The following is a 23,482-nucleotide window of genomic DNA, read 5'->3' on the forward strand; positions in this document are numbered from 1 at the left end:
AAGATCCAAGCCTAGCGGAGCACTCGAAGTGAAACAGCCCAAACCGAATTTCTACAACCTGGCCTGGCGTTGGCATTTCTACGCCGGCCTGTTCGTCGCGCCGTTCATGGTGATGCTGGCCCTGACCGGCATCGTCTACCTGTTCAAACCGCAACTCGATCCATTGATGTACGGCAGCCTGATGAACATCCCGGCCGGTCATCACACCGTGGCCGCCGACGACCTGCTCAAACGGGTGAAAGAGGCGTATCCACAAGCCCGGATCAAACAATACCTGCCGCCGGTCAACGCTGAACGCAGCGCGCAATTTGTGGTGATCAATGAAGGTCATGAACTGAACGTGTTCATCGATCCGTACCACGGCGACATCCTCGGCGAGCAGGATGCGAAGAACAATCTGCAGGCGCTCGCACGCTCGATTCACGGCGAGTTGATGATCGGCACCGTCGGTGATCGGCTGGTGGAGCTGGCCGCCGGTTGGGGTGTGGTGTTGGTGGTCTCCGGGGTATTTTTGTGGTGGCCGCGTGGCCAGCGCGCCGGCATTCTCTGGCCGCGCTTGAACAGTCGCGGCCGCGTGCTGTGGCGTGATCTGCACGCAGTGACTGGCTTCTGGGGCGCGGCGTTTTTGCTGGTGATGCTGCTCAGCGGCATGACCTGGACCGGCTTCTGGGGCAAGCAATACGCCGACCTCTGGAACCGCTTTCCGGTCGCCATGTGGAATGACGTGCCCAAGTCCGACGTCGAGGCCCGCAGCCTCAACAGCGCCACGCGCCAGACCGTGCCGTGGGCCATGGAAAACACGCCGATGCCAATGTCTGGCGACCATGCCGAACACATGGCTCACGCCAGCACGCAAGCCGGCCCGGCGGCGCCGACCATCAGCCTGCAAGACGTACAAAACATCGCTGTGCAGCGCAAGGTCGAGCCCGGCTACAGCATCACCTTCCCGACCACCGCCACCGGTGTGTTCACCATCGCGGTGTTCGCCGACGATCCGCGCAACGACGCTACCCTGCACGTCGACCAGTACACCGGCGACGTCCTCGCCGACGTGCGCTGGCAGCATTACAGCAACGTCGCCCGCGCCACGGAAGTCGGCGTGATGCTGCACGAAGGCAAGATGTTCGGCCCGTTCAATCAGATCATCGTGCTGCTGATCTGCCTGATGATTTTGCTCAGCGCCGTCAGCGGCGTGGTGATCTGGTGGAAGCGTCGGCCACAGGGCAAGTTCGGTGTGCCACCGTTGCGTCACGACCTGCCGAAATGGAAAACCGCAATGGTCATCATGTTCGCCCTGGCGGTGATGTTTCCGTTGGTGGGGGCTTCGCTGGTTGTCGTGTGGCTATTGGATTGGGGGCTGCTGTCACGCCTGGGCCGGCAAATTGAATCCACCTCACCTTCATCATGAAACAGGCGAGATACGCGTACGCGTAAAGCCAATACAATGCGGGCCAGCATTGAATCCTTGGCGTGGCGAGGGGGCTTGCCCCCGTTCGGCTGCGCAGCAGTCGTAAAACCCGACAACGCAGTAAACCCGGAGAAACTGCGGTGTCAGGTTTGGGGTCGCTGCGCAACCCAACGGGGGCAAGCCCCCTCGCCACAGTTCTGTGTGCTGGCTTGAACGATCATCAGGAATGAAATGACCTCGCTGAACCTCACCAACCTCGCCTGGACACCCCTGGGCCACGGCCACTGCCATCACCAGTTCCAGCTGCGTGACGCCTCCTTGCACGTGGCTGCCGGTGAGTTCGTCGGGTTGATCGGCCCTAACGGCAGCGGCAAGACCAGCCTGCTGCGGTGCGCCTATCGCTTCAGCAAACCCGAGAGTGGCGAGGTCAAGCTCGACCATCACAACGTCTGGAAGCAATCCTCCCGCTGGTGCGCGCAACGCATCGCGGTGGTGTTGCAGGAGTTTCCCGACGCCTTCGGTCTGACCGTCGATGAAGTGGTCGCCATGGGCCGCACGCCGCACAAAGGTCTGTTCGATGGCGATACTCTCGAAGACCGGAAGCTCGCAACCCAAGCCCTCGAATCGGTCGGCCTCAAGGGCTTCGAAGACCACGCCTTCGCCACCCTGTCCGGCGGTGAAAAGCAGCGCGTGATCCTCGCCCGCGCCCTGGCCCAGCAACCGCAATTGCTGATCCTCGATGAGCCGACCAACCACCTCGACCCGCGCTATCAACTGGAACTGCTGCAACTGGTCAAACGCCTGCAGATCGGCACGCTGGCGAGCATCCACGACCTCAATCTGGCGGCGGCCTTCTGCGATCGGCTGTACGTGATCCATCACGGTCGCATCGTCGCCAGTGGCACCCCCAAAGAAGTCCTGACCACACACCTTTTGCACAACGTGTTCGGCGTCGACGCTCTGATCGATGACCATCCCTTGCACGGCTACCCACGAATCACCTGGATAACCCAACCATGACATTGCGTTCCCTGCTTTGCGTCGCGTTGTTGCTGGGCAGTGCCCATGCCTTCGCCGAGGCCACGAAATACCCGCTGACTGTCCAGAGCTGCAACCGCGCAGTGACCTTCAAGCAAGCGCCGAAACACGCGGTCAGCCACGACATCAACATGACCCAGATGATGCTCGCCCTCGGTCTCAAACCCAGGATGGCCGGCTACAGCGGCGTGACCGGATGGAAATCGGTGACGCCCCAAATGCAGACCATCCTCGACGGTTTACCGGAACTGGCGGCCAAGTACCCGTCGGTGGAAACCCTGCTCAACGCCAACGTCGATTTCTTCTTCGCCGGTTGGGATTACGGCATGCGCGTCGGTGGTGACCTCACGCCGCAAACCCTGCAACCGCTGGGCATCAATGTCTACGAACTCACCGAGTCCTGCGCGTTCGTGATGAAGCGCCCACCCGCGAGCCTGGAAGACACCTACAACGACCTGCGCAACCTCGGCAAAATCTTCGACGTGCAAGACCGCGCCAACGCTGTGATCGCCCAGATGCAGGCGCAAGTCGCCGAGGTGCGCCAGGATCTGCCAGCGGACAAGCCTCGGGTATTTCTCTACGACAGCGGTGAAGACCGGGCCATGACCTCCGGACGCCTGGGCATGCCGCAGGCGCTGATTGACGCGGCCGGCGGGCGCAACATTCTCGACGACGTCGAGGCGAGCTGGACCCGGGTCAACTGGGAGAACGTGGTCGAGCGCAATCCGCAGGTGATCGTGATCGTCGACTACGGCGAAGTCACCGCTGAACAGAAGGAGCAGTTTTTACTGAACAACCAGGCCCTGCAATCGGTGGACGCGATCAAAAACCAGCGCTTCATCGTCATTCCGTACGTGCAAGCCACGCCGGGGATCGACAACGTGCTGGCGGTCGAAACCCTGGCCAAGGGTTTCCACGGCGAATGATCGACCGTCGCTATGCCTTGTTGCTGATCGGCCTCGGCGTGCTGTTGCTGATGTCGTGTGTGGTGTCGCTGGGTTTTGGCCCGGCGCGGGTGCCGGTGGACGTGGTGTGGCGGATTCTGCTGCACAAGGCGTTCGGTGTTGGCGAGCAGAGCTGGACGGCCGGGCAGGAACACATCGTCTGGCTGATCCGCGTGCCGCGCATGTTGCTCGGCGCGCTGGTGGGCGCCGGCCTGGCGTTGATCGGCGCGGTGCTGCAAGCGGTGACGCGCAATCCATTGGCCGATCCGCACTTGTTGGGCGTGACCTCCGGCGCGACCCTCGGCGCGGTGATTGTGGTGCTGCATGTCGGTGAGATCGTCGGCCTGCTGACCTTGCCCATCGCGGCGTTCATCGGCGCGCTGCTGAGCATGCTGGTCGTGCTGATGATCGCCAACCGTCATGGGCGGCTGGACAGTGATCGGCTGCTGCTGTGCGGTGTCGCGGTGTCGTTCGTGATGATGGCGATTGCCAACCTGCTGCTGTTTCTCGGTGACCATCGCGCCAGTTCGGCGGTGATGTTCTGGATGCTCGGTGGCCTCGGGCTGGCGCGTTGGGAATTGCTCGCCGTGCCCGCCGCGAGTGTGTTGCTCGGGTTGGTGTTGTTGCTGGGCATGGCCCGGCCGTTGAATGCGTTGATGGCCGGTGAACAGACCGCCGTGACCCTGGGCCTCAATGCCCGCACCGTGCGGCTGCGGGTGTTTTTGATTGCCTCATTGATGACCGGGGTGTTGGTGTCCATCAGCGGCTCGATTGGTTTTGTCGGGTTGATGGTGCCGCACATTGCACGACGGTTGGTGGGTGCCGAGCATCGTCGGTTGTTGCCGGTGTGCGTGTTGTTGGGCAGCCTGTTCCTGGTCTGGGTCGACGTGGCCGCACGAACCTTGATCGCCCCGGAAGACTTGCCCATCGGCGTCGCCACCGCCGCGATTGGCGGGCTGTTCTTCATCGGCCTGATGCGCCGGCGCTGACTCACCGCTCCCACAGGGTGATCATTCCCACGCTCCGCGTGGGAATGCCGCCAGGGACGCTCCGCGTTCCGCTTTTGAATGTTTAACGGATGTATCAGAACGCAGACCTTTCCCACGCATCTTTCAGGTTGTCCGTCGGAAGCGGGCTCTCTAGTCTTTGGCTGTCGCTGACAACTCAGCGATCGGGTGTGAGAAGCCCGGCAACTTATGGTCATCCAGTGTCTGTACACGCATAATCGCCGCCAGCTTATTAGCTGCCTGCAAATGCGTTATGGCGGCTGTGTGCGGGCGGACTTCGGTCCGGCCGGGTGTCCATAACCGGTCTTCTCACCTCGCACATAGCTGCCACCTCTTCCCGTGTGAGAAGCGGCAAGTGGAGGCTCCAACGCTGGAGAAATTTTTCAATGGACAAATTAATTCCTGACCCACCCTTCAACACCACCAACGCCGAAGCCTCGCGCAACGAAGAATTACTCAAGGATCGCGAAGCCATCAAACGCGCCCTCGACTATTACCTCGATCCCCCGGCGCCCTACACCGAAAAACCCCGCCGCCCCAGCACCATGTTCATCGTCGCCCCGAATATGGATACCGAAAGCCTGCTGGCCCACGCCTACGAATCGTTAGCCACGGCAAGTGTCCTGGCCAGCGACTTCGCCAACGACCTGACCGGCCCGCAGCGCTACACGGCGCTGGCGATTCAACAGAGCATCATGCTGGCGGAACTGGCGGTTAACCGGGCGCTGGATAACGTCGACCCGACATAGCCCCCCCACTCTTTGGGAACGAGCCTTTGTGGCGAGGGGGCTTGTCGGAACGCCGCATCGCCCCGTTCGGCTGCGAAGCAGTCGTAAAACCATTGCACGCGGTGCACCCGATACACCGCAGTTGCAGGTTTTGGGGCCGCTTCGCGACCCAACGGGGGCAAGCCCCCTCGCCACAGGTTTTGTATTCACAGCGCCTTTACCTTAACTGACCGGCATTGGGGCAATTCTTCGCCCCAATGTGGCGCATCTTCTCGCACCAACGCGCCAGCCCCGTCCCTTCATGGTGCGTCACCCAAACCCCGCAACCGCTCTAATACGACATTTCCTTGCCCGTCCCCGACCGGGCACAGCCCTTGCAAAACAGCCTTCAGTCGTCCGCATCTGCCAACCATAAAAAACTTTAACGTTCATGGAGATCGCACAATGAAGCGTCGCAGTTTGATCAAGGCTTTCACACTCACGGCAAGCATTGCCGCGATGGGCATGACCTGGACTGTCCAGGCCGCCGAGACCATCAAGGTCGGTATTCTGCATTCGTTGTCCGGGACCATGGCGATCTCCGAAACCTCGCTCAAAGACATGGCGTTGATGACCATCGACGAAATCAACGCCAAGGGTGGCGTGAACGGCAAGATGCTGGAACCAGTGGTCGTGGACCCGGCATCGAACTGGCCGCTGTTCGCCGAAAAGGGCCGGCAGTTGCTGACCCAGGACAAAGTGGCGGTGGTGTTCGGTTGCTGGACCTCGGTGTCGCGCAAATCGGTGCTGCCGGTGTTCGAAGAGCTCAACGGCCTGCTGTTCTACCCGGTGCAATACGAAGGCGAAGAGATGTCGCCGAACGTGTTCTACACCGGCGCCGCGCCCAACCAACAGGCGATTCCGGCAGTGGAATACCTGATGAGCGAAGAAGGCGGCAGCGCCAAGCGCTACTTCCTGCTCGGCACCGACTACGTTTACCCGCGCACCACCAACAAGATCCTGCGCTCGTTCCTGCACTCCAAAGGTGTGGCGGACAAAGACATCGAAGAGGTCTACACCCCATTCGGCCACAGCGATTACCAGACCATCGTGGCCAGCATCAAAAAATTCTCTGCCGGTGGCAAGACGGCGGTCATCTCCACCGTCAACGGCGACTCCAACGTGCCGTTCTATAAAGAGCTGGCCAACCAGGGCCTGAAAGCCACCGACGTACCGGTCGTGGCGTTCTCCGTGGGTGAAGAAGAACTGCGCGGCATCGACACCAAACCGCTGGTGGGCAACCTCGCGGCGTGGAACTACTTTGAGTCGGTGGAAAACCCGCAGAACAAGAAGTTCGTCGCCGACTGGAAAGCCTACGCCAAGAAACACAACCTGCCGGGCGCCGACAAAGCGGTGACCAACGACCCGATGGAAGCCACTTACGTCGGCATCCACATGTGGGCGCAAGCCGCCGAGAAGGCCAAGTCCACCGACGTCGACAAAGTCCGCGAAGCCCTGGCCGGCCAGACCTTTGCTGCACCGTCCGGCTACACCCTGACCATGGACAAGACCAACCATCACCTGCACAAGCCAGTGATGATCGGCGAGATACAGGCCGACGGTCAGTTCAACGTGGTGTGGCAGACCGAAGGGCCAATCCGCGCCCAACCGTGGAGCCCGTTCATTCCGGGTAACGACAAGAAGCCGGAGTATGCGGTGAAGAGCAACTGAGCCACTGGGGCCTGAGCATGGAGCTCAGGCCCGACACAATTCCTGTGTGAGCGGGCTTTGTGGTGAGGGGGCTTGCCCCCGTTGGGCTGCGAAGCGGCCCCAAAAAAAGGGACTACTGCGTAGTCCAGCGGGAGCAAGCTCCCTCGCCACACAGTTTGCTCCCACACTTAGTCCGCGCAAGGACACTGACATGCCCACTGCCTTTTACCGCTTGATCCTTGCCATCGCACTGTTACTGCCGATGGTCACCCACGCCGGCGACGCCGAAGACTTCGTCGCGGCCAATCCCGTGCAGCAAGCCAAGCTTCTGGAAACCTGGGCCGCGCAGCCCGATCCGGCCCGTATCGAACTGATCAACGCCCTGCAACAAGGCGAGCTGACCATCGATGGCCAACCGAAAACCCTGCGCCTGAACAATCGCCTGCGGGGTCTGATCGACACCGCTTTGGCCAGCCACCAATTGCTCGCCGCCGACGCCAAAACCCGTCTGGCCGCCGCGCAGCAATTGCAGAAAAGCGCCAAACCGGCGCAGTTGAAATTCCTCGACCAGCAACTGGCTAACGAACAAGACGAAACCGTTCACGCCGCCCTGAGCCTGGCGTTGGCCAATCTGCAACTGGTCGACAGTGACCCGACCGTGCGCCTCGCCGCCGTGCGTTTGCTTGGCGAAACCGGCGACCCGCTGGCCCGAACCCGCCTCGAAGGTTTGCTCGAACCCGGCGTTGAAGCCGACGCCAGTGTGCGCACCGCCGCCGAAACCAGCCTGGCCCAGGTCAAACGCAAACTGCTGATCGGCGAAATGCTCGGCCAGGCTTTCAGTGGCATGTCCCTCGGTTCGATTCTGCTGTTGGCGGCCCTCGGATTGGCGATCACCTTCGGCCTGCTCGGGGTGATCAACATGGCCCACGGCGAGATGTTGATGCTCGGCGCGTACTCGACGTACGTGGTGCAGCTGATGTTCCAGCGCTTCGCCCCACAAGCCATCGAGTTCTATCCGCTGATTGCGCTGCCGGTGGCGTTTTTCGTTACCGCCGCCATCGGCATGGCGCTGGAGCGCACGGTGATTCGCCACCTCTACGGCCGCCCGCTGGAAACCCTGCTCGCCACGTGGGGCATCAGCCTGATGCTGATCCAGTTGGTGCGGCTGGTGTTCGGCGCGCAGAACGTCGAAGTGGCCAACCCGGCGTGGTTGTCGGGCGGGATTCAGGTGCTGCCCAACCTGGTGCTGCCATACAACCGCATCGTGATCATCGCGTTTGCCTTGTTTGTGGTGGTGCTGACCTGGCTGCTGTTGAACAAGACGCGCCTTGGCTTGAACGTGCGCGCCGTCACCCAAAACCGCAACATGGCCGCCTGCTGCGGCGTACCCACCGGGCGCGTGGACATGCTCGCCTTCGGCTTAGGCTCGGGCATCGCCGGGCTCGGTGGCGTGGCGCTCAGCCAGATCGGCAACGTCGGCCCGGACCTCGGCCAGAGCTACATCATCGACTCATTCCTGGTGGTGGTGCTCGGCGGTGTCGGTCAATTGGCCGGTAGCGTGTTGGCCGCATTCGGCCTGGGCATCGCCAACAAGATTCTCGAACCGCAGATCGGTGCGGTACTCGGCAAAATCCTGATCCTCGCGCTGATCATTCTGTTCATCCAGAAACGTCCGCAAGGCCTCTTCGCACTGAAAGGACGGGTGATCGACTGATGAACCAGCCTCTGCTCGTTACCGCGACAAAAAAAGCCGGCCCCAAAGTCACCATCACTGTTGGCGCGGTGATTCTCGTTTTGCTACTGGCGCTGCCATTGCTGTCGTTGTTGTCGCCGGACAGTGCGTTTCATGTCTCGGCCTACACGCTGACACTGGTGGGCAAGATTCTTTGCTACGCCATCGTCGCCCTCGCCCTCGATCTGGTCTGGGGCTACGCCGGCCTCCTGTCCCTCGGTCACGGTCTGTTCTTCGCCCTCGGCGGTTATGCGATGGGCATGTACCTGATGCGCCAAGCCTCGGGTGACGGCTTGCCGGCGTTCATGACGTTCCTGTCGTGGACCGAATTGCCGTGGTACTGGACCGGCACCAGCAGCTTCCTCTGGGCCATGTGCCTGGTGGTGTTGGCGCCGGGATTGCTGGCGCTGGTGTTCGGTTTCTTCGCCTTCCGCTCGCGGATCAAGGGCGTGTATTTCTCGATCATGACCCAGGCCCTGACCTTCGCCGGGATGCTGCTGTTTTTCCGCAACGAAACCGGGTTTGGCGGCAACAACGGCTTCACCAACTTCCGCAGCATTCTCGGGTTTGGCATCACGGAACCGGGGACTCGCGCGGTGTTGTTTTTCGCCACGGTACTGTTGCTGGTGGCGAGTCTGTTCATCGGCTGGCGGCTGGCGCAAAGCAAGTTCGGCCGGGTGTTGACCGCGTTGCGCGATGCCGAGAACCGCCTGATGTTTTGCGGCTACGACCCGCGCGGCTTCAAGCTGTTTGTCTGGGTGTTGAGTGCGGTGTTGTGTGGCCTGGCGGGGGCGTTGTATGTGCCGCAAGTCGGGATCATCAACCCGAGCGAAATGTCGCCGACCAACTCGATCGAAGCGGCGGTCTGGGTTGCCTTGGGGGGGCGCGGCACGCTGATCGGTCCGCTGCTGGGTGCCGGTGTGGTCAACGGGATGAAGAGCTGGTTCACCGTGGCGTTTCCGGAATACTGGCTGTTCTTCCTCGGCGCGCTGTTCATCGTCGTGACGTTGTATCTGCCTAAGGGTGTGATCGGTCTGCTGAAGAAAAGGGGTGAATCATGAGAATCACAGCGACTGCGGAATTCATGCTCGAACCGGCCTTTTTTCCACCGCAGCCCAACAAGGACGCTGGCAGCAGCCGCGATGCCATCGGCCTCGGCCAACGCGTCGGCCCCGGCCTGAATACGCGCCACGGCACCATCCTGACCCTGGAAGACATCAGCGTCAGCTTCGATGGTTTCAAGGCACTCAACAATCTGAACCTGTACATCGGCGTTGGCGAATTGCGCTGCATCATCGGCCCCAACGGCGCGGGCAAGACCACGCTGATGGACGTGATCACCGGCAAGACCCGCCCCAGTCACGGCAAGGCCTGGTTCGGTGAAACCCTGGACCTGACGCAGATGAGCGAAGTGCAAATCGCCCAGGCCGGTATCGGTCGCAAGTTCCAGAAGCCAACCGTGTTCGAAGCCCTGAGCGTGTTCGAAAACCTGGAGCTGGCGCAGAAAACCGACAAGTCGGTGTGGGCCAGCTTGCGGGCTCGCCTGAGCGGCGAACAAAGGGATCGCATCAGCGAGGTGCTGGAAACCATTCGCCTGACCAGTTCGGTCAATCGCCCGGCAGGATTGTTGTCCCATGGGCAGAAGCAGTTTCTGGAAATCGGCATGCTGCTGATGCAAGACCCGCAACTGCTGCTACTCGACGAGCCGGTGGCGGGCATGACCGACGCCGAAACCGAATTCACCGCCGAGCTGTTCAAGCGCCTGGCCGGCAAGCATTCGCTGATGGTGGTGGAACACGACATGGGCTTCGTCGGCTCGATCGCCGACCACGTCACCGTGTTGCACCAGGGCAGCGTGCTGGCCGAAGGGTCGCTGGAGCAGGTGCAGGACAATGAGCGGGTGATCGAGGTCTACCTCGGCCGCTGATGAGCAATTGATCGATTCCGCGCTCTGCGTGGGAACGATCACAGGGGGAATTTGAAGATGCTGCAAGTCGACAAGCTGCACCAGTACTACGGCGGTAGCCACATCCTGCGGGGCCTGACGTTTGAGGTGAAGGTCGGCGAAGTCACCTGCCTGCTCGGGCGCAACGGCGTGGGCAAGACCACCTTGCTCAAATGCTTGATGGGTTTGCTGCCGGCCAAGGAGGGCGCGGTGAACTGGGAAGGTAAACCGATCACCACGTTCAAGCCGCACCAACGGGTGCATGCCGGTATCGCTTACGTGCCTCAGGGCCGGGAAATCTTCGGCCGATTGACCGTGGAAGAAAACCTGTTGATGGGCCTGTCGCGCTTTCCGGGTTCCGAAGCCAAAGAGGTCCCGGCGTTCATCTACGAGCTGTTCCCGGTGCTGCTGCAAATGAAGCAACGGCGTGGCGGTGACTTGTCCGGCGGTCAGCAGCAACAGTTGGCAATCGGCAGGGCATTGGCCAGTCGTCCACGGCTGCTGATTCTCGATGAGCCCACCGAAGGCATCCAGCCGTCGGTGATCAAGGAAATCGGCGCAGTGATCAAAAAGCTCGCAGCCCGTGGCGACATGGCGATTTTGCTGGTGGAGCAGTTCTACGATTTCGCCGCCGAGCTGGCCGATCAGTACCTGGTGATGTCCCGGGGCGAGATCGTGCAGCAAGGTCGCGGCGAAAATATGGAAGCCGAAGGTGTGCGTGGGCTGGTTACGATCTAACCTGCAGCCTTCTGACGATAAATTAGACGATATGAATTTACCTCTCCCCACTGCGCTGTTTACCCCGAGCTGGCATGCCGAGCTGGAGCTGGGCTACGCCCGTTTCGGCGCCAGCACCCGCCCGGTGCAGCGCCGTCATCAAGGCCCGCTGCGGGTGCAGAAACACCTGTATGCCGAAGGCCCCGAGGTGTGTCAGCACATCATCGTCCACCCGCCGGGGGGGATTGCCGGCGGTGATCGGCTGGATATATCGGCCAGCGTCGGCACGCACGCCTGGGCGCAAATCACCAGCCCCGGCGCCGCCAAGTGGTATCGCGCGGCCGGGCCGGCTTATCAGAAACTCGACTTGCGCGTTGCCGCCGGTGCTACGTTGGAGTGGCTGCCGCAAGAAACGATTATCTTCAGCGCCGCTCAGGCTGAACTCAGCACGAGCATTGATCTTGAGGGCGATGCCCGGTTGTTCTACTGGGACGTGGTAGCGCTGGGGCGTCCGGCCAGTGGCGAGCGCTTCGACCTCGGTCACTTCCAGACCCACCTGGATATCCGCCGCGACGGCCAGTTGCTCTGGCACGAACGCCAGCGCATTGCCGGGGATGACGGTTTGCTGGACTCGCCGATCGGGCTGGATGGGCAACCGGTGTTTGCGACGTTGCTGGTGACCGGAGAGATTGATAGTGAATTGCTGGAGAAGTGCCGCTCGCTGCCCAATGAGGTGCGCGGGGATCTGACGCAGCTGCCGGGGCTGCTGGTCGCCCGGTGCCTGGCCAGCGAGGCGCTGTTGGCACGGGGCTGGCTGATTGATTTATGGCGATTGCTCCGGCCTGCGTTGCTCGGCCGTGAAGCCGTTCCGCCCAGAATATGGGCCACCTGAATACGCTCCTACAGAAGACTTTTTAACTGCCGATTATGGATTTCTACGATGGACCTGACCCCACGCGAAAAAGACAAGCTGCTGATCTTCACCGCCGGCCTCGTGGCCGAGCGGCGTTTGGCTCGCGGCGTGAAACTCAATTACCCGGAGGCCATGGCCTACATTTCTGCGGCGCTGCTCGAAGGCGCGCGTGACGGCCAGACCGTGGCCGAGCTGATGCACTACGGCACCACCCTGCTCAGCCGCGAGCAAGTGATGGAAGGCATCCCGGAAATGATCCCGGAGATCCAGGTCGAAGCGACGTTTCCCGACGGCACCAAACTGGTCACCGTTCACCAACCGATCGCCTGAGGCTGCGCCATGACTTACCACATCCGCGATGCGCTGCACGCCGATCTGCCGGCGATCCGCGACATCTACAACGACGCCGTGCTCAACACCACGGCGATCTGGAACGAACAGGCCGTGGACCTGGGCAACCGCCAGGCCTGGTTCAGCGCGCGGCAGGCCCAGGGCTATCCGATTCTGGTGATCGTCGACGGCGACGACAACGTACTCGGCTACGCTTCATTCGGTGACTGGCGACCCTTCGACGGGTTCCGTCACACGGTCGAGCACTCGGTGTACGTGCGCAACGACCAGCGCGGCAACGGCCTCGGCCCGCAACTGATGGCAGCGCTGATCGAGCGCGCCAAAGGCTGCAACAAACACGTGATGGTCGCCGCCATAGAAAGCGGTAATGGCGCCTCGATCCGGCTGCACGATCGGGCCGGTTTTGTCGTTACCGGCCAAATGCCGCAGGTGGGTACCAAGTTCGGCCGCTGGCTGGACCTGACCTTCATGCAACTGATCCTCGATCCGGGCGCAATGCCCCCCGGTCCCCACAAGGAGTGATGCCCCATGAACGCCGCCCAACTGCGACGCGTCAATGTTGAAAGCTTTGCGCACTATCGTCAGGGTTTGATTGATCTGCTGCTCGACGCCGTCGGCTATGGCGCCAGCGTCGGGTTCATGGCGGATCTGGACGCCACCCAGGCCCGAGCTCATTTCGATGAAGTCCAGGACAACCTGAACAAAGGTAATGTGCTGCTGTGGGTGGTGGTCAAGGACGAACAGGTGCAGGCCAGCGTGCAACTGAACCTGTGCCAGAAAGCCAATGGGCTCAATCGCGCCGAAGTGCAGAAACTGCTGGTGCGTGAACACGCCCGTCGTCGCGGCCTGGGCCAACAGTTGATGCATGCCCTTGAGCTTGCGGCCCGCCAGCACAAGCGCGGCATGCTCTACCTCGACACCGAGGCCGGCTCCCCCGCCGAAGACTTCTACAAGGCCCTGGGTTACACCCGTGCCGGCGAAATCCCGGACTACGCCTGCGACCCGAACGGGCGCTACAAACCGACCGCCCTCTACTACAAGATTCTCCAAGGAGCCCAGTGATGATTCCCGGTGAGTACCAGATCCAGCCCGGCGACATCGAGCTTAACGTGGGCCGACGCACTGTCAGCCTGAAGGTGGCCAACAGCGGCGACCGGCCGATCCAGGTCGGCTCGCATTATCACTTCTTCGAAACCAACGACGCGCTGACCTTCGACCGCGCCGCCAGCCGTGGCATGCGCCTGAACATCCCCGCCGGCACCGCGGTGCGCTTCGAACCGGGGCAGAGCCGCGAGGTCGAGCTGGTGGACCTGGCCGGGCATCGCCGGGTGTTCGGGTTTGCCGGCAGGATCATGGGCGACCTGTAAGTAATGCGTTGTCCGCACCGGCCCCTTCGCGGGCAAGCCTCGCTCCTACAATTAATCGCATCCCCCTGTAGGAGCGAGGCTTGCCCGCGAATCTGTGAGCGAAGCGAACAGTCTCAAACCCAATTGAATCCCAAGGCAAGCGCATGAAAATCTCAAGACAAGCCTACGCCGACATGTTCGGCCCCACCGTCGGTGACAAGGTCCGCCTGGCCGACACCGAACTGTGGATCGAAGTGGAACAGGACTTCACCACCTACGGCGAAGAAGTGAAATTCGGCGGCGGCAAAGTCATTCGCGACGGCCAGGGCCAAAGCCAACTGCTGGCACGCGATGTCGTCGACACCCTGATCACCAACGCGCTGATCATCGACCACTGGGGCATCGTCAAGGCCGACGTCGGCCTCAAGGATGGGCGCATCGCCGCCATCGGCAAGGCCGGCAACCCGGACATCCAGCCCAACGTCACCATCGCGGTCGGCGCCAGCACTGAAGTGATCGCCGGTGAAGGCATGATCCTCACTGCCGGCGGCATTGACACCCATATCCACTTCATCTGCCCGCAGCAGATCGAAGAAGCGCTGATGAGCGGCGTCACCACCATGATCGGCGGCGGCACGGGACCGGCCACCGGCACCAACGCCACCACCTGCACGTCAGGGCCGTGGCACCTGGCGCGCATGCTCCAGGCCGCCGATGCGTTTCCGATGAACATCGGCCTCACCGGCAAGGGCAACGCCAGCCTGCCGGAACCGCTGATCGAACAGGTCAAGGCCGGCGCCATCGGCCTGAAGTTGCACGAAGACTGGGGCACCACGCCCGCGAGCATCGACAACTGCCTGAGCGTCGCTGATCAGTACGACGTGCAAGTGGCGATTCACACCGACACTCTCAACGAGTCCGGCTTCGTCGAAACCACCCTCGCCGCCTTCAAGGGCCGCACCATCCACACCTATCACACCGAGGGTGCCGGTGGCGGTCACGCACCGGACATCATCAAGGCCTGCGGTTTCGCCAATGTGCTGCCGAGTTCCACCAACCCGACCCGGCCGTTCACCCGCAACACCATCGACGAACACCTCGATATGCTGATGGTCTGCCACCACCTGGACCCGAGCATTGCCGAAGACGTGGCCTTCGCTGAAAGCCGCATCCGCCGCGAAACCATCGCCGCCGAAGACATCCTCCACGACCTCGGCGCGTTCTCGATGATCAGCTCCGACAGCCAGGCCATGGGCCGCGTCGGCGAAGTCATCACCCGCACCTGGCAGACCGCCGACAAGATGAAAAAACAGCGCGGACCACTGCCGGGCGATGGCCAAGGCAACGACAATTTCCGCGCCAAACGCTACATCGCCAAGTACACGATCAACCCGGCAATCACCCATGGCATCAGCCATGAAGTGGGCTCGATCGAAGTCGGCAAATGGGCCGACCTGGTGCTCTGGCGCCCAGCGTTTTTCGGCGTCAAACCGACGCTCATCCTCAAGGGTGGCGCCATCGCCGCCAGCCTCATGGGCGACGCCAATGCCTCGATTCCGACGCCGCAACCGGTGCATTACCGACCGATGTTCGCCAGTTATGGCGGCTCGCTGCACGCCACCAGCCTGACCTTTATCAGCCAGGCTGCACAGGAGGCGGGTCTGCCTGAGGCGCTGGGTTTGAAGAAAAAAATCGCAGTGGTCAAAGGGTGCCGCGAGGTGCAGAAAACCGATCTGATCCACAACGACTATCTGCCGGACATTGATGTCGATCCGCAGACCTATCAGGTCAAGGCTGACGGCGTACTGCTGTGGTGCGAACCGGCGGATGTGTTGCCGATGGCCCAGCGGTATTTTCTGTTTTGATTTCCAGTCAGGCATAAAAAACCCGGCACGAAGGGCGTCAATCTTCGTGCCGGGATGGCTGTACTGTCAGGTCAATCAGTTGCTCGGTTTAACCGTAAGGGGAATTTCCGCATTTTGCAGTTTCGCCCGATCCATCGCCTGTTGGGTCAGGGTCTTCAGCAGCGTTTTCATCTCGGTGTCGATCAAGTTCAACTCGCCAGCATAGGCCTCATTGGTCATGACTTGCCCCGGGCTGATCGCGCTGTCCGGTTTGCCCAGCTCTGCGGCGAGTACCCTCAGCTCCTCTTTCAGGCCGGCCTTTGCCTCAAGCGAAAGATCCTGTTCGGTCGCGCGCTTATCAAGCGCCATGAAAAACTCCGTCGTTGCATCGATTCGACGCCTGAACACCTTGAACGCGCGACGATTCGAGCCCTGGACGTAAGACGCCCAGAATGGCTGTTCAACGATGGAATCACGCAGCAAATCGCCGGCCTCCAGATCCAGTACCCGCCGATAGGCATCTTCGATCATCTCAGGCGTGACGTCCGTGTACGTGCGGAACTGCAGATCACGGGATTGCCAGGGCAGATCCAGTCGCTCGGCCAGGTCCGTCATGTAGCCCAGATGTACCTGGACCTCATCGATGCTCCCCGAAGCATCGCCATTGGCATCGATCACCATGTATCGTTCACCGCCCGCCAGTCGTTTGGCGACCACTTGGTGGGCAATCCGGCTCAACTCATCCAGACGGGATTTGCCTCTGGCAAGCTGCACCAGTTCAGCCTCCACCAGGCTTGGACTCCCCAGCGCATAAGCTTCGTGGATCAGCACCTCCACACCCATTGAATTGAACAACTGGGCCCCGGCATCCACACAGTTGGTAGCCTCGTCCCTGCCCATGACAAAAAGGTTGCGCCGCAACTCACTGTCCTTGGACATCGCTTCCAGCATTCGCCAGACCTTGCTCGTCATGTCCACTCTGAATGCGTTGTCGTTCTGGAAATGGCTGGACTCGGTGAGCTTCCTGATCTTATTGAAAAAATGCACCGAGCCGAACTCATCCTCCACGCTGTTCCATATCTCCTGTTTGGCGACCCAATCTCGTCGCGTCAGGCCTGCCTCCCAATCAAGGCTGTCGCGCACACCACGAGGCGGATACGGACGATCGGGGTCCAGGCCGACGGACCTGATGTTGTCTCTGAGCGTGTTCAGAGTATCGGCCGACATCCACTGCCGTTCCCGACTCACTACCGTCCGAGCCAACAGTTCCGCCTCGACAGAGCCGGGCGTAGCCCGAGGGATGAACGTGAGTTCATTGCGTTGCAGATTCAAGTAAAAATGCCGGAATCGGGTTTGAGAAAACAATCCGTCCGGCCAGGTATCAATGCCGGTCTCGCCCAACATCACCGTATGCAGCAGGCGCATGCCGCCGATATCCGGCACTCGACCCAGCGGGTTCCCCTGCAAATCGAGACTTTGAAGTCGGGTAAGCCATCTCAAGTACGTAGCCCCCTGCAGATCCAGCACAATCCGGTTATCGGCGAGGTACAACTCGGTCAGCCCAATCATTCGCCCCACGGCGCTGGGAAAATGCGTGAGCCGGTTGCCGGTAAGGTTGAGCGAACGCAGTTTGGGGAAATGATCAAGAAAGGCGACGTGAGCGTCGGTCATTTCAGTGCCCAGCAAGTTCAGACAAGTCACGTGCTGAAAATCGGCTTCCAGAGGGGGCATAGTTCCGAAGTGCCGCCCCAAGGGCATATTCCTGAGGTCAAGCACCGTCCCCGGTAGATTCCCGGAAGCGTCCACATCCCTGGGCCCGGTTTGCTGCCAGCACTGACGAATGGCCTTGTACAACTTGTTTCTGGACTGCCATTCGGCAACGCCGGCAGGGCTGAATCTGTACGCTTCCGTCGGCGAATTCAGCCAGCGCTGGAAGTTGGTATTGAGGCGGTTGAATTCCGCTTCCAGCGCGCTGGCCCGCAGTTCCGGGTCAGCCTCGTTGCCGGCACCGTCCAGATAAGCCTGGGCTTGCTCCTCCGTCCAGCCCGGCCGCACGCTCCTGACGCGTTCCTGCAACGTCAGGCGTCCGGTGAGCCGTCGAATGCCTTGAGGAAGAGGCATTCCACCGAGCAGCTTCATCGTCTCGGGATCATAGGCCGGCTTGCGCAGGGGGCTGTCCGCCAGCATCGGGCGCAGCTGGTCACGCGCCAATGGTGCATTTTGAACGGTGTGCTTGAGTGTCGCGCCTTGATTGATTTCAAAACCCAGTGCTTTGCGTTCAGCGTCAGGCAGGGCATGCAATACCGAAGAAAACAGGTCATCCGCGCCGTGCAGATGGTTGTCCTCGGCATCCCGCACTTCATAACCGTTCTCCGTGCTGACCAGGACTTTGCGCACATCCGCTTCTTCTGGGCCAATGCTGTCGCGCAGACGGCCAGTGAAAGAATGCTCGCGAATTTCGATGCGCACCTCCGGCGGCCAGTTCGGCAAGCTTTCCAGGCTATGCAGTGCCAGTTTTTCCGTATCCAGCGCCTGCAGTGAATCAAGGAACAGCCCTTCATAGGCACGCGACAGACGCACCTCCAGCGAGGCGGCGCGCGCCTGCTGCCTGAGGTGCAAGCCAATACGCTTTTGCTCGGCCAGCACTCGCAAGTCAGCCGGATCAGCGGCGCTCAGTAGCTCCTCTGCCATGTTGGCGGGCAATTGCGTGAAGGTGTCCTGAAGCGTCCTGGCGTCGGCAATGTTTGACTGGGCGTTCTCAGGCAGTTTCCCCGTTTCCGCCCACACCTTGAACCGGTTGAGGGTGTCGACCAGCAACGCGGGCGGCGCTTCGTTTTCGACATGCAGCCGACGCAACACATCTTCTTCGATACCACTGGCGATACGGATGCGTTCAAGCATTGCATCATCGAACGCTTCTGACTTCGTCCCCAGCCCACGCATGAGCTCGGCCGAAGTCCACTCGACAGGGCGGTCGAGTTCGGTGTGCCAGGTACCGGCGCCATCGTGGTCAAGCTTTGGCTGGTAAGCTGTTGGCCGGTCCGGATGCTGCATCCTTGGCTCGCCGGTCAGTGGATCGTCCTGCACCGCGAAGTATTTGCTGTCGCGCGGCAGCAACTCCTTATCACCGTGCACGTGAAGGCCTCGCTCGTTGGGCGTCGAGTCGGAACTCAAACTGACTTGATGCTCGTACGGGCTCAAGTCCGGGTTCCAGAGGCGGGTCTTGCCGTCAGCGAGTACGACCGGCTTCAACTGGTCGATAAAAGGCGAAGGCTTGACCGCTGCCGCCGCGCCCGTCGGCAACACATGCCCTGCCCCCATGATTGCCAGCTGGGCAGCATTGATCAGGACACCGCACAGAAGCGCCGACGCTTCTTCCTTGTCTCCCTTGCTCCAGTCTTCGATGCCCTCCATGGTTTCGAGCAGCATTTGCCCGACCATGATGCCCAGCATGGCCTCTCCCAAACCCGGTACCAGCATCGCGCCGAAGTTGAATACGTTCCAGCCGATGCTCGCGTAACTGTTTAGTCGCGCCCAACGGGCATTGGCATCTTCATCGTCAGTGGGAACGGCGATATCTCGCGCATCGGCGATGGCCTTGTCGAGCCTCCATTGACAGAGCTGAGGCCAGAGCGCGCCTTCAATCACGTTGGTGATCGGCTCTGCATCGGGGTTTTCCACTGCAGTTTCCCGCCACCATGGCCCCATGCTCAACGGTTCCCGCTGCTGCCAGGTAAAGGTGCTGAAGCGCTCTCTGACGCGTGCGAAAAACCTGCCCTTGTCTTTTTGCGGTACGAACCGACTGAAGAACTGCTGGTAGTCCGACGAGCGCAATTGGCTCGTCAGCTCCTTCATGAAATCGGTGAAGGACGGGTATTCCTTCAAAGGATGTTCAGGGTCTTCAGGTACGTAGGCGATCAAGGCGCCATCGAGCCGGCTTTGCGTAAAAATATCGTTTCTACTCTGTATCTCGTCGACCACACCGCTTGGCCCGTTGGCAAAAAAGGCTTTGAGTAGTTTGAATTGATCAAACTCCTGCCCGGGCAGAATAGCCAGTTTGCGCGACCACTCCATCATTGTTCGTTGGTGTGTCGGAACCAGGCTATTGTAGATTCGCTTTACTCGTGTTGAATCAGCCACTGCACTGAACAACACGATACCCGACAGTTTCACCCCCAAAAGAGACAGTCGATGAGACTGTAACGGGCGCTTGCCCATCGTGATGTTTGTCTGGTTGTCTCGCAGTTGCTGCAACTTGCCGTACGCATAAGAAGTGATATCGCCCTTCAAATATGCAATCAGCGCCGACTCATTGAACGCAGCTTTTTCGGTCCCGATGAAGTGTTGCTCAAGTGAGGCCTTTGCACCTCCCGCCGCAGGGGCCAGCAACTCTGTGATGTGTCGCTGATATTGCGCACCGAGATCCAGATCCCTGCAAAGACTCGCAAAACTTTCGATGGTCAATGAATGGCGCTTGAGGGCTCCTTCGGCGTCGGTAATGAAAATGCCGGAGCCATCACGAAAGGTGCCAGCACGGGTTTCAGACTCCTCGAAGTTATGGAGTGCGGCCTCCAGCAGAGTTGACTGCCTGAGCCGACTGGCATTGGTGTCGATGCCAAAACCCAGAAGGGCCGGAATATAAAGCCGTACCGATGTCGCATGAACGTCCAGATCCAGGTTCAGCTTTTCTTTCAGGGCCTGAACAAGCAAGGGTTCGGCGAACTTATTGATGTCCTTTTGTAAATTGCCCAGTGTGACATCCAGACCGTCCTGCAATCGCCAGCGCTCACTCATGAGCTCCTTGAGATACTGACGGTCGATAGCGCTGGCCTTGACGTACCACTCGGGAAAGTCGGGTGGCTGAATTGCATTTGATACAAGTTTTGATACCAATGGCTTATTTATTAACGCCGGCACTTTGGTTGCAAGATAATTCAGATGAATATTTTCATCGACAGCGGGCACTGGAGACGTGCCCGAAACAGATCCTTCTGATACTTCATTCATTACGCATGTATCCCTATGCGATCAACAGAACGCCTAGCTTATTCAATGACGACAAAAATAAAAGCTCAAATAGTTGTTGGAAAACAGCGATAAAACAAACAACACCACTCAACTTGAGAATCTAAAAAACAATTAAATACCACCCGCAAAACTCGCAAGCCTGATCCGCCTTGTCAGCGGTAGTTTTTACCCGTCGGCAAAGGGGCTAAGATGCCAAGAGTTTCCAGTCAGGTGTGCCGGCCATGCGCTTATCCGAATTCATCAGGCAACACGTGGACCGTATCGTCGATGAATGGGAACAGTTCGCCAGAACGATCGCCCCGGCGGCCGAGTACATGGATCAAGCAGCCTTGCGCGACCACGCCAAGGCGATTCTGCTGGCGGCAGCGCGGGACATGACCACCGCGCAAACCGCCAGCGAACAGCTCGCCAAGGCCAAGGGCGAAGGCCCGGAGAAAACCCCAAGCCTGGATGAAGCGGGTGCCAGCCATGGCGAACTGCGGCATACCGTGGGCTTCGACCTGGTGCAGATGACCAGTGAGTTCCGCCATTTGCGTGCCTGTGTGATTCGGTTGTGGGTCGACAGCCTGGACGCCCCGGACATCGCCTATTTCCAGGACATGATCCGTTTCAACGAGGCCATCGACGAAGCCCTGGCCGAATCCACCGAGGCTTATGCCGAGCAGGTCAATCGCTCCCGGGACATCTTTTTGGCGATCCTCGGCCATGACCTGCGCGCGCCGCTGCAAGCGGTGAGCATGTCCACGGAGATGCTGCTGCGCAAAGCCGCTCTCGAAGGCGACGCGCTGACGTGTGCAATCCATATCCAGCGTGGCGCTCGGCACATGGCGGTGATGGTCAGCGATTTGCTGGAACTGGTGCGCAGTCGCCTGGGCAAGCGCCTGCCGATCGAACCGGCGCCCATGGACCTGGCCGAGGCGGCGCGCGAAGCGATTGCCCAAGCCTGCGCTGCTCATCCGCAATGCGATCCGACACTGAGCGTCGAAGGTGATACCCGGGGTGTATGGGATGGCCGAAGGCTCGCTCAAATGCTGCAGAACCTGATCGGCAATGCCTTGCAGCACGGTTCGAACCACAGCGTGATCAAACTGACCCTCAGGGGTGAAACGGACAGCGTTCGCCTCACCGTGCACAACGACGGTGCGCCGATTCCACCCGAGGCAATCGGCACCATCTTCGATCCGTTGGTACGCAGTGCCGACGAAGAACTCGGAGCTCCTAGCACCAGCCTTGGTCTGGGATTGTTCATCGTCAAGGAAGTGGTTGATGCCCATCAAGGGACGATCGAGGTCAGTTCCAACGAGGCTGAGGGCACACTGTTTAGCGTGGTGTTGCCCAGGAAGGTGTGACGCCTTGGGACCGCTGTGGCGAGGGGGCTTGCCCCCGTTCGGCTGCGCAGCAGTCGTAAAATCGACGCATGCGGTCAGTCTGAAAAACCGCGATGACCGGATTTGGGGTCGCTACGCAACCCAACGGGGGCAAGCCCCCTCGCCACAGGTTTAGTGTTTACAACTATTCGATCACCAAGCGCCCCAACCGCTGCTTGAGCATGCGGTTCTCGGCCCGCAGCTGCTGGACCTCGTCAAGCAGGTCCAGCGCCAGGGCGACGCCTTCCCATTCCAGTTCCAAGTCGCGCCGCAGCTTGGCGGCGCGCTTGGCCAATACCAGTTCGTAGTCGGTGAAACGCCAATCCTTGGGCTCTGTCCCCTGTGGTTCGAGGATGCCGTGTTCGACGATCTCGATCACATGCACGTCCGACAACTCGGTCGCCTCACAGAATTCTGCCAGGTCCAATAGAACGATCACGGGGTCGCTCATGATTGGGCTCCTCCTTAATTTGGAATCAAAAATTCTCTCGCGGATCGAAAGCAGCTTTTTTCGCCAACTCCTCCCACAACGCCTTGACGTCATGGTCGAGTTTTTTCGGCATCACCGCCTTGAGCTGCACGAACAGGTAACCACGGTGCCCGGCCTTGTGCATCAGGCCGTGGCCCTTGGCGCGCATACGCTGGCCATTCTGGCTGCCGGCCGGCACCTTGAGGTTGATCTTGCCGGTCAGGGTCGGCACCGCGACTTCGGTCCCCAGCGCCAGTTCCCACGGCGCCAGTGGCAAGGTGATGATCAGGTTTTCGCCTTCGACATCGAATTTGGGGTGCGGCGCAAAACGAATGGTCAGGTACAAGTCGCCATTGGCCCCGCCACCGATGCCCGGAGCACCCTGGCCCTTGAGGCGGATGCGCTCGCCGTCGGTCACGCCGGCGGGGATCTTCACGTTCAGGCTTTTGCTGGTGTTGCTGACATGCTGGCCGGCAGCGTTGTACTGCGGCACCTGGAAGCTGACCTTCTTCGATTCGGTCGAGAGGGTTTCTTCCAGAAAAACCGGTAATTCCATTTCCACGTCTTGCCCTCGACGACCGGCGCTATGGCCCGACCGTCCACCACCACCGAAACCCGAACCACGGTTGCCGAAGATCGAACTGAAGAAGTCCGAGAAATCGCCCGTGTCCTGACCACCGCCACCGAAACCACCACGACTCTGCCAACCCGGCGGGCCCTGGAACGGCTGGCCGTGGTGACCGTATTTGCGCAAGTCGTCGTATTCGGCGCGCTTGTCGGCGCTTTTCAGCGCTTCATAGGCTTCCGACGCATCCTTGAACTTGGCCTCGGCGTCCTTTTCCTTGCTGACATCGGGGTGGTATTTGCGCGCCAGCTTCCGATAGGCGGCCTTGATCGCCTTATCGTCCGCGGTCGGCTCCACGCCGAGAATCTTGTAATAGTCTTTGAAGTCCATC

At 60.5% G+C, this 23,482-nt stretch carries 20 protein-coding genes; 17 read left to right on the top strand and 3 right to left on the bottom strand.

Going from position 1 to position 23,482, the window contains the following annotated elements; translation table 11 throughout:
* Positions 1-28 precede the first annotated feature (28 nt).
* From JUI81_RS05115 to ureC, 16 genes are all read left to right on the top strand, one after another.
* Positions 29-1,408, top strand: coding sequence for a PepSY domain-containing protein (locus tag JUI81_RS05115; protein WP_204123891.1), 1,380 nt, complete (start codon positions 29-31; stop codon positions 1,406-1,408).
* Positions 1,409-1,639: 231 nt separating this feature from the next.
* On the top strand, positions 1,640-2,428 hold the full coding sequence (locus JUI81_RS05120) for an ABC transporter ATP-binding protein (protein WP_019582251.1): 789 nt from the start codon (positions 1,640-1,642) through the stop codon (positions 2,426-2,428).
* A complete protein-coding gene (locus tag JUI81_RS05125; RefSeq protein ID WP_204123892.1) occupies positions 2,425-3,372 on the top strand; it encodes an ABC transporter substrate-binding protein in 948 nt (315 codons plus the stop codon). The genes JUI81_RS05120 and JUI81_RS05125 overlap by 4 nt, the downstream gene beginning before the upstream one ends.
* The gene (locus JUI81_RS05130; protein ID WP_204123893.1) at positions 3,369-4,379 is read left to right on the top strand and encodes an iron ABC transporter permease; all 1,011 of its coding nucleotides are present in this window, start codon (positions 3,369-3,371) and stop codon (positions 4,377-4,379) included. Before JUI81_RS05125 ends, JUI81_RS05130 begins: the two co-directional genes overlap by 4 nt.
* A 404-nt stretch (positions 4,380-4,783) precedes the next feature.
* Positions 4,784-5,146: a DUF6124 family protein gene (locus JUI81_RS05135; protein ID WP_019582248.1), complete on the top strand. Its 363-nt coding sequence runs from the start codon at positions 4,784-4,786 to the stop codon at positions 5,144-5,146.
* A 423-nt stretch (positions 5,147-5,569) separates the two neighbouring features.
* Positions 5,570-6,835 (top strand): urea ABC transporter substrate-binding protein, encoded by a 1,266-nt coding sequence (gene urtA / locus JUI81_RS05140; protein ID WP_019582247.1) that lies wholly within the window; start codon positions 5,570-5,572, stop codon positions 6,833-6,835.
* Positions 6,836-7,025: 190 nt separating this feature from the next.
* Positions 7,026-8,528, top strand: a complete 1,503-nt coding sequence (urtB, locus tag JUI81_RS05145; protein WP_204123894.1) for an urea ABC transporter permease subunit UrtB — start codon at positions 7,026-7,028, stop codon at positions 8,526-8,528.
* Positions 8,528-9,607, top strand: a complete 1,080-nt coding sequence (gene urtC / locus JUI81_RS05150) for an urea ABC transporter permease subunit UrtC (RefSeq protein WP_019582245.1) — start codon at positions 8,528-8,530, stop codon at positions 9,605-9,607. The genes urtB and urtC overlap by 1 nt, the downstream gene beginning before the upstream one ends.
* Complete coding sequence (urtD, locus tag JUI81_RS05155) at positions 9,604-10,473, top strand: urea ABC transporter ATP-binding protein UrtD (protein ID WP_028940146.1); 870 nt, start codon at positions 9,604-9,606, stop codon at positions 10,471-10,473. Before urtC ends, urtD begins: the two co-directional genes overlap by 4 nt.
* Positions 10,474-10,530: 57 nt before the next feature.
* Positions 10,531-11,229, top strand: a complete 699-nt coding sequence (gene urtE / locus JUI81_RS05160; protein WP_019582243.1) for an urea ABC transporter ATP-binding subunit UrtE — start codon at positions 10,531-10,533, stop codon at positions 11,227-11,229.
* Positions 11,230-11,260: 31 nt separating this feature from the next.
* Positions 11,261-12,100 carry an urease accessory protein UreD gene (locus JUI81_RS05165; protein ID WP_028940147.1) on the top strand — a complete coding sequence of 280 codons (840 nt, stop codon included), beginning with the start codon at positions 11,261-11,263 and terminating at the stop codon, positions 12,098-12,100.
* Positions 12,101-12,148: 48 nt separating this feature from the next.
* The gene (gene ureA, locus JUI81_RS05170; RefSeq protein ID WP_007937143.1) at positions 12,149-12,451 is read left to right on the top strand and encodes an urease subunit gamma; all 303 of its coding nucleotides are present in this window, start codon (positions 12,149-12,151) and stop codon (positions 12,449-12,451) included.
* A 9-nt stretch (positions 12,452-12,460) separates the two neighbouring features.
* The gene (locus tag JUI81_RS05175; protein WP_019650649.1) at positions 12,461-12,994 is read left to right on the top strand and encodes a GNAT family N-acetyltransferase; all 534 of its coding nucleotides are present in this window, start codon (positions 12,461-12,463) and stop codon (positions 12,992-12,994) included.
* 6 nt (positions 12,995-13,000) lie between these two features.
* Complete coding sequence (locus JUI81_RS05180; protein WP_018928452.1) at positions 13,001-13,534, top strand: GNAT family N-acetyltransferase; 534 nt, start codon at positions 13,001-13,003, stop codon at positions 13,532-13,534.
* Positions 13,534-13,839 carry an urease subunit beta gene (locus JUI81_RS05185; protein WP_008146494.1) on the top strand — a complete coding sequence of 102 codons (306 nt, stop codon included), beginning with the start codon at positions 13,534-13,536 and terminating at the stop codon, positions 13,837-13,839. The genes JUI81_RS05180 and JUI81_RS05185 overlap by 1 nt, the downstream gene beginning before the upstream one ends.
* A 143-nt stretch (positions 13,840-13,982) precedes the next feature.
* Positions 13,983-15,683, top strand: coding sequence for an urease subunit alpha (gene ureC / locus JUI81_RS05190; protein ID WP_019582239.1), 1,701 nt, complete (start codon positions 13,983-13,985; stop codon positions 15,681-15,683).
* Positions 15,684-15,758: 75 nt separating this feature from the next.
* Here ureC and JUI81_RS05195 read toward each other — a convergent pair whose 3' ends face one another.
* Complete coding sequence (locus tag JUI81_RS05195; protein ID WP_239077662.1) at positions 15,759-20,669, bottom strand: dermonecrotic toxin domain-containing protein; 4,911 nt, start codon at positions 20,667-20,669, stop codon at positions 15,759-15,761.
* Positions 20,670-20,911: 242 nt separating this feature from the next.
* Here JUI81_RS05195 and JUI81_RS05200 point away from each other — a divergent pair, with 242 nt between their 5' ends.
* Entirely contained in the window at positions 20,912-22,039 is a 1,128-nt protein-coding gene (locus tag JUI81_RS05200; protein ID WP_019582237.1) for a sensor histidine kinase KdpD, read from the top strand.
* 163 nt (positions 22,040-22,202) lie between these two features.
* Here JUI81_RS05200 and JUI81_RS05205 read toward each other — a convergent pair whose 3' ends face one another.
* Together JUI81_RS05205 and JUI81_RS05210 are read right to left on the bottom strand one after the other, a co-directional pair.
* Entirely contained in the window at positions 22,203-22,508 is a 306-nt protein-coding gene (locus JUI81_RS05205; protein WP_018928457.1) for a chaperone modulator CbpM, read from the bottom strand.
* 25 nt (positions 22,509-22,533) lie between these two features.
* Positions 22,534-23,481, bottom strand: coding sequence for a DnaJ C-terminal domain-containing protein (locus JUI81_RS05210; RefSeq protein ID WP_018928458.1), 948 nt, complete (start codon positions 23,479-23,481; stop codon positions 22,534-22,536).
* Position 23,482 lies beyond the last annotated feature (1 nt).

It is taken from the genome of Pseudomonas sp. 008, assembly GCF_016861935.1.
In the GTDB taxonomy this organism is placed as follows: domain Bacteria; phylum Pseudomonadota; class Gammaproteobacteria; order Pseudomonadales; family Pseudomonadaceae; genus Aquipseudomonas.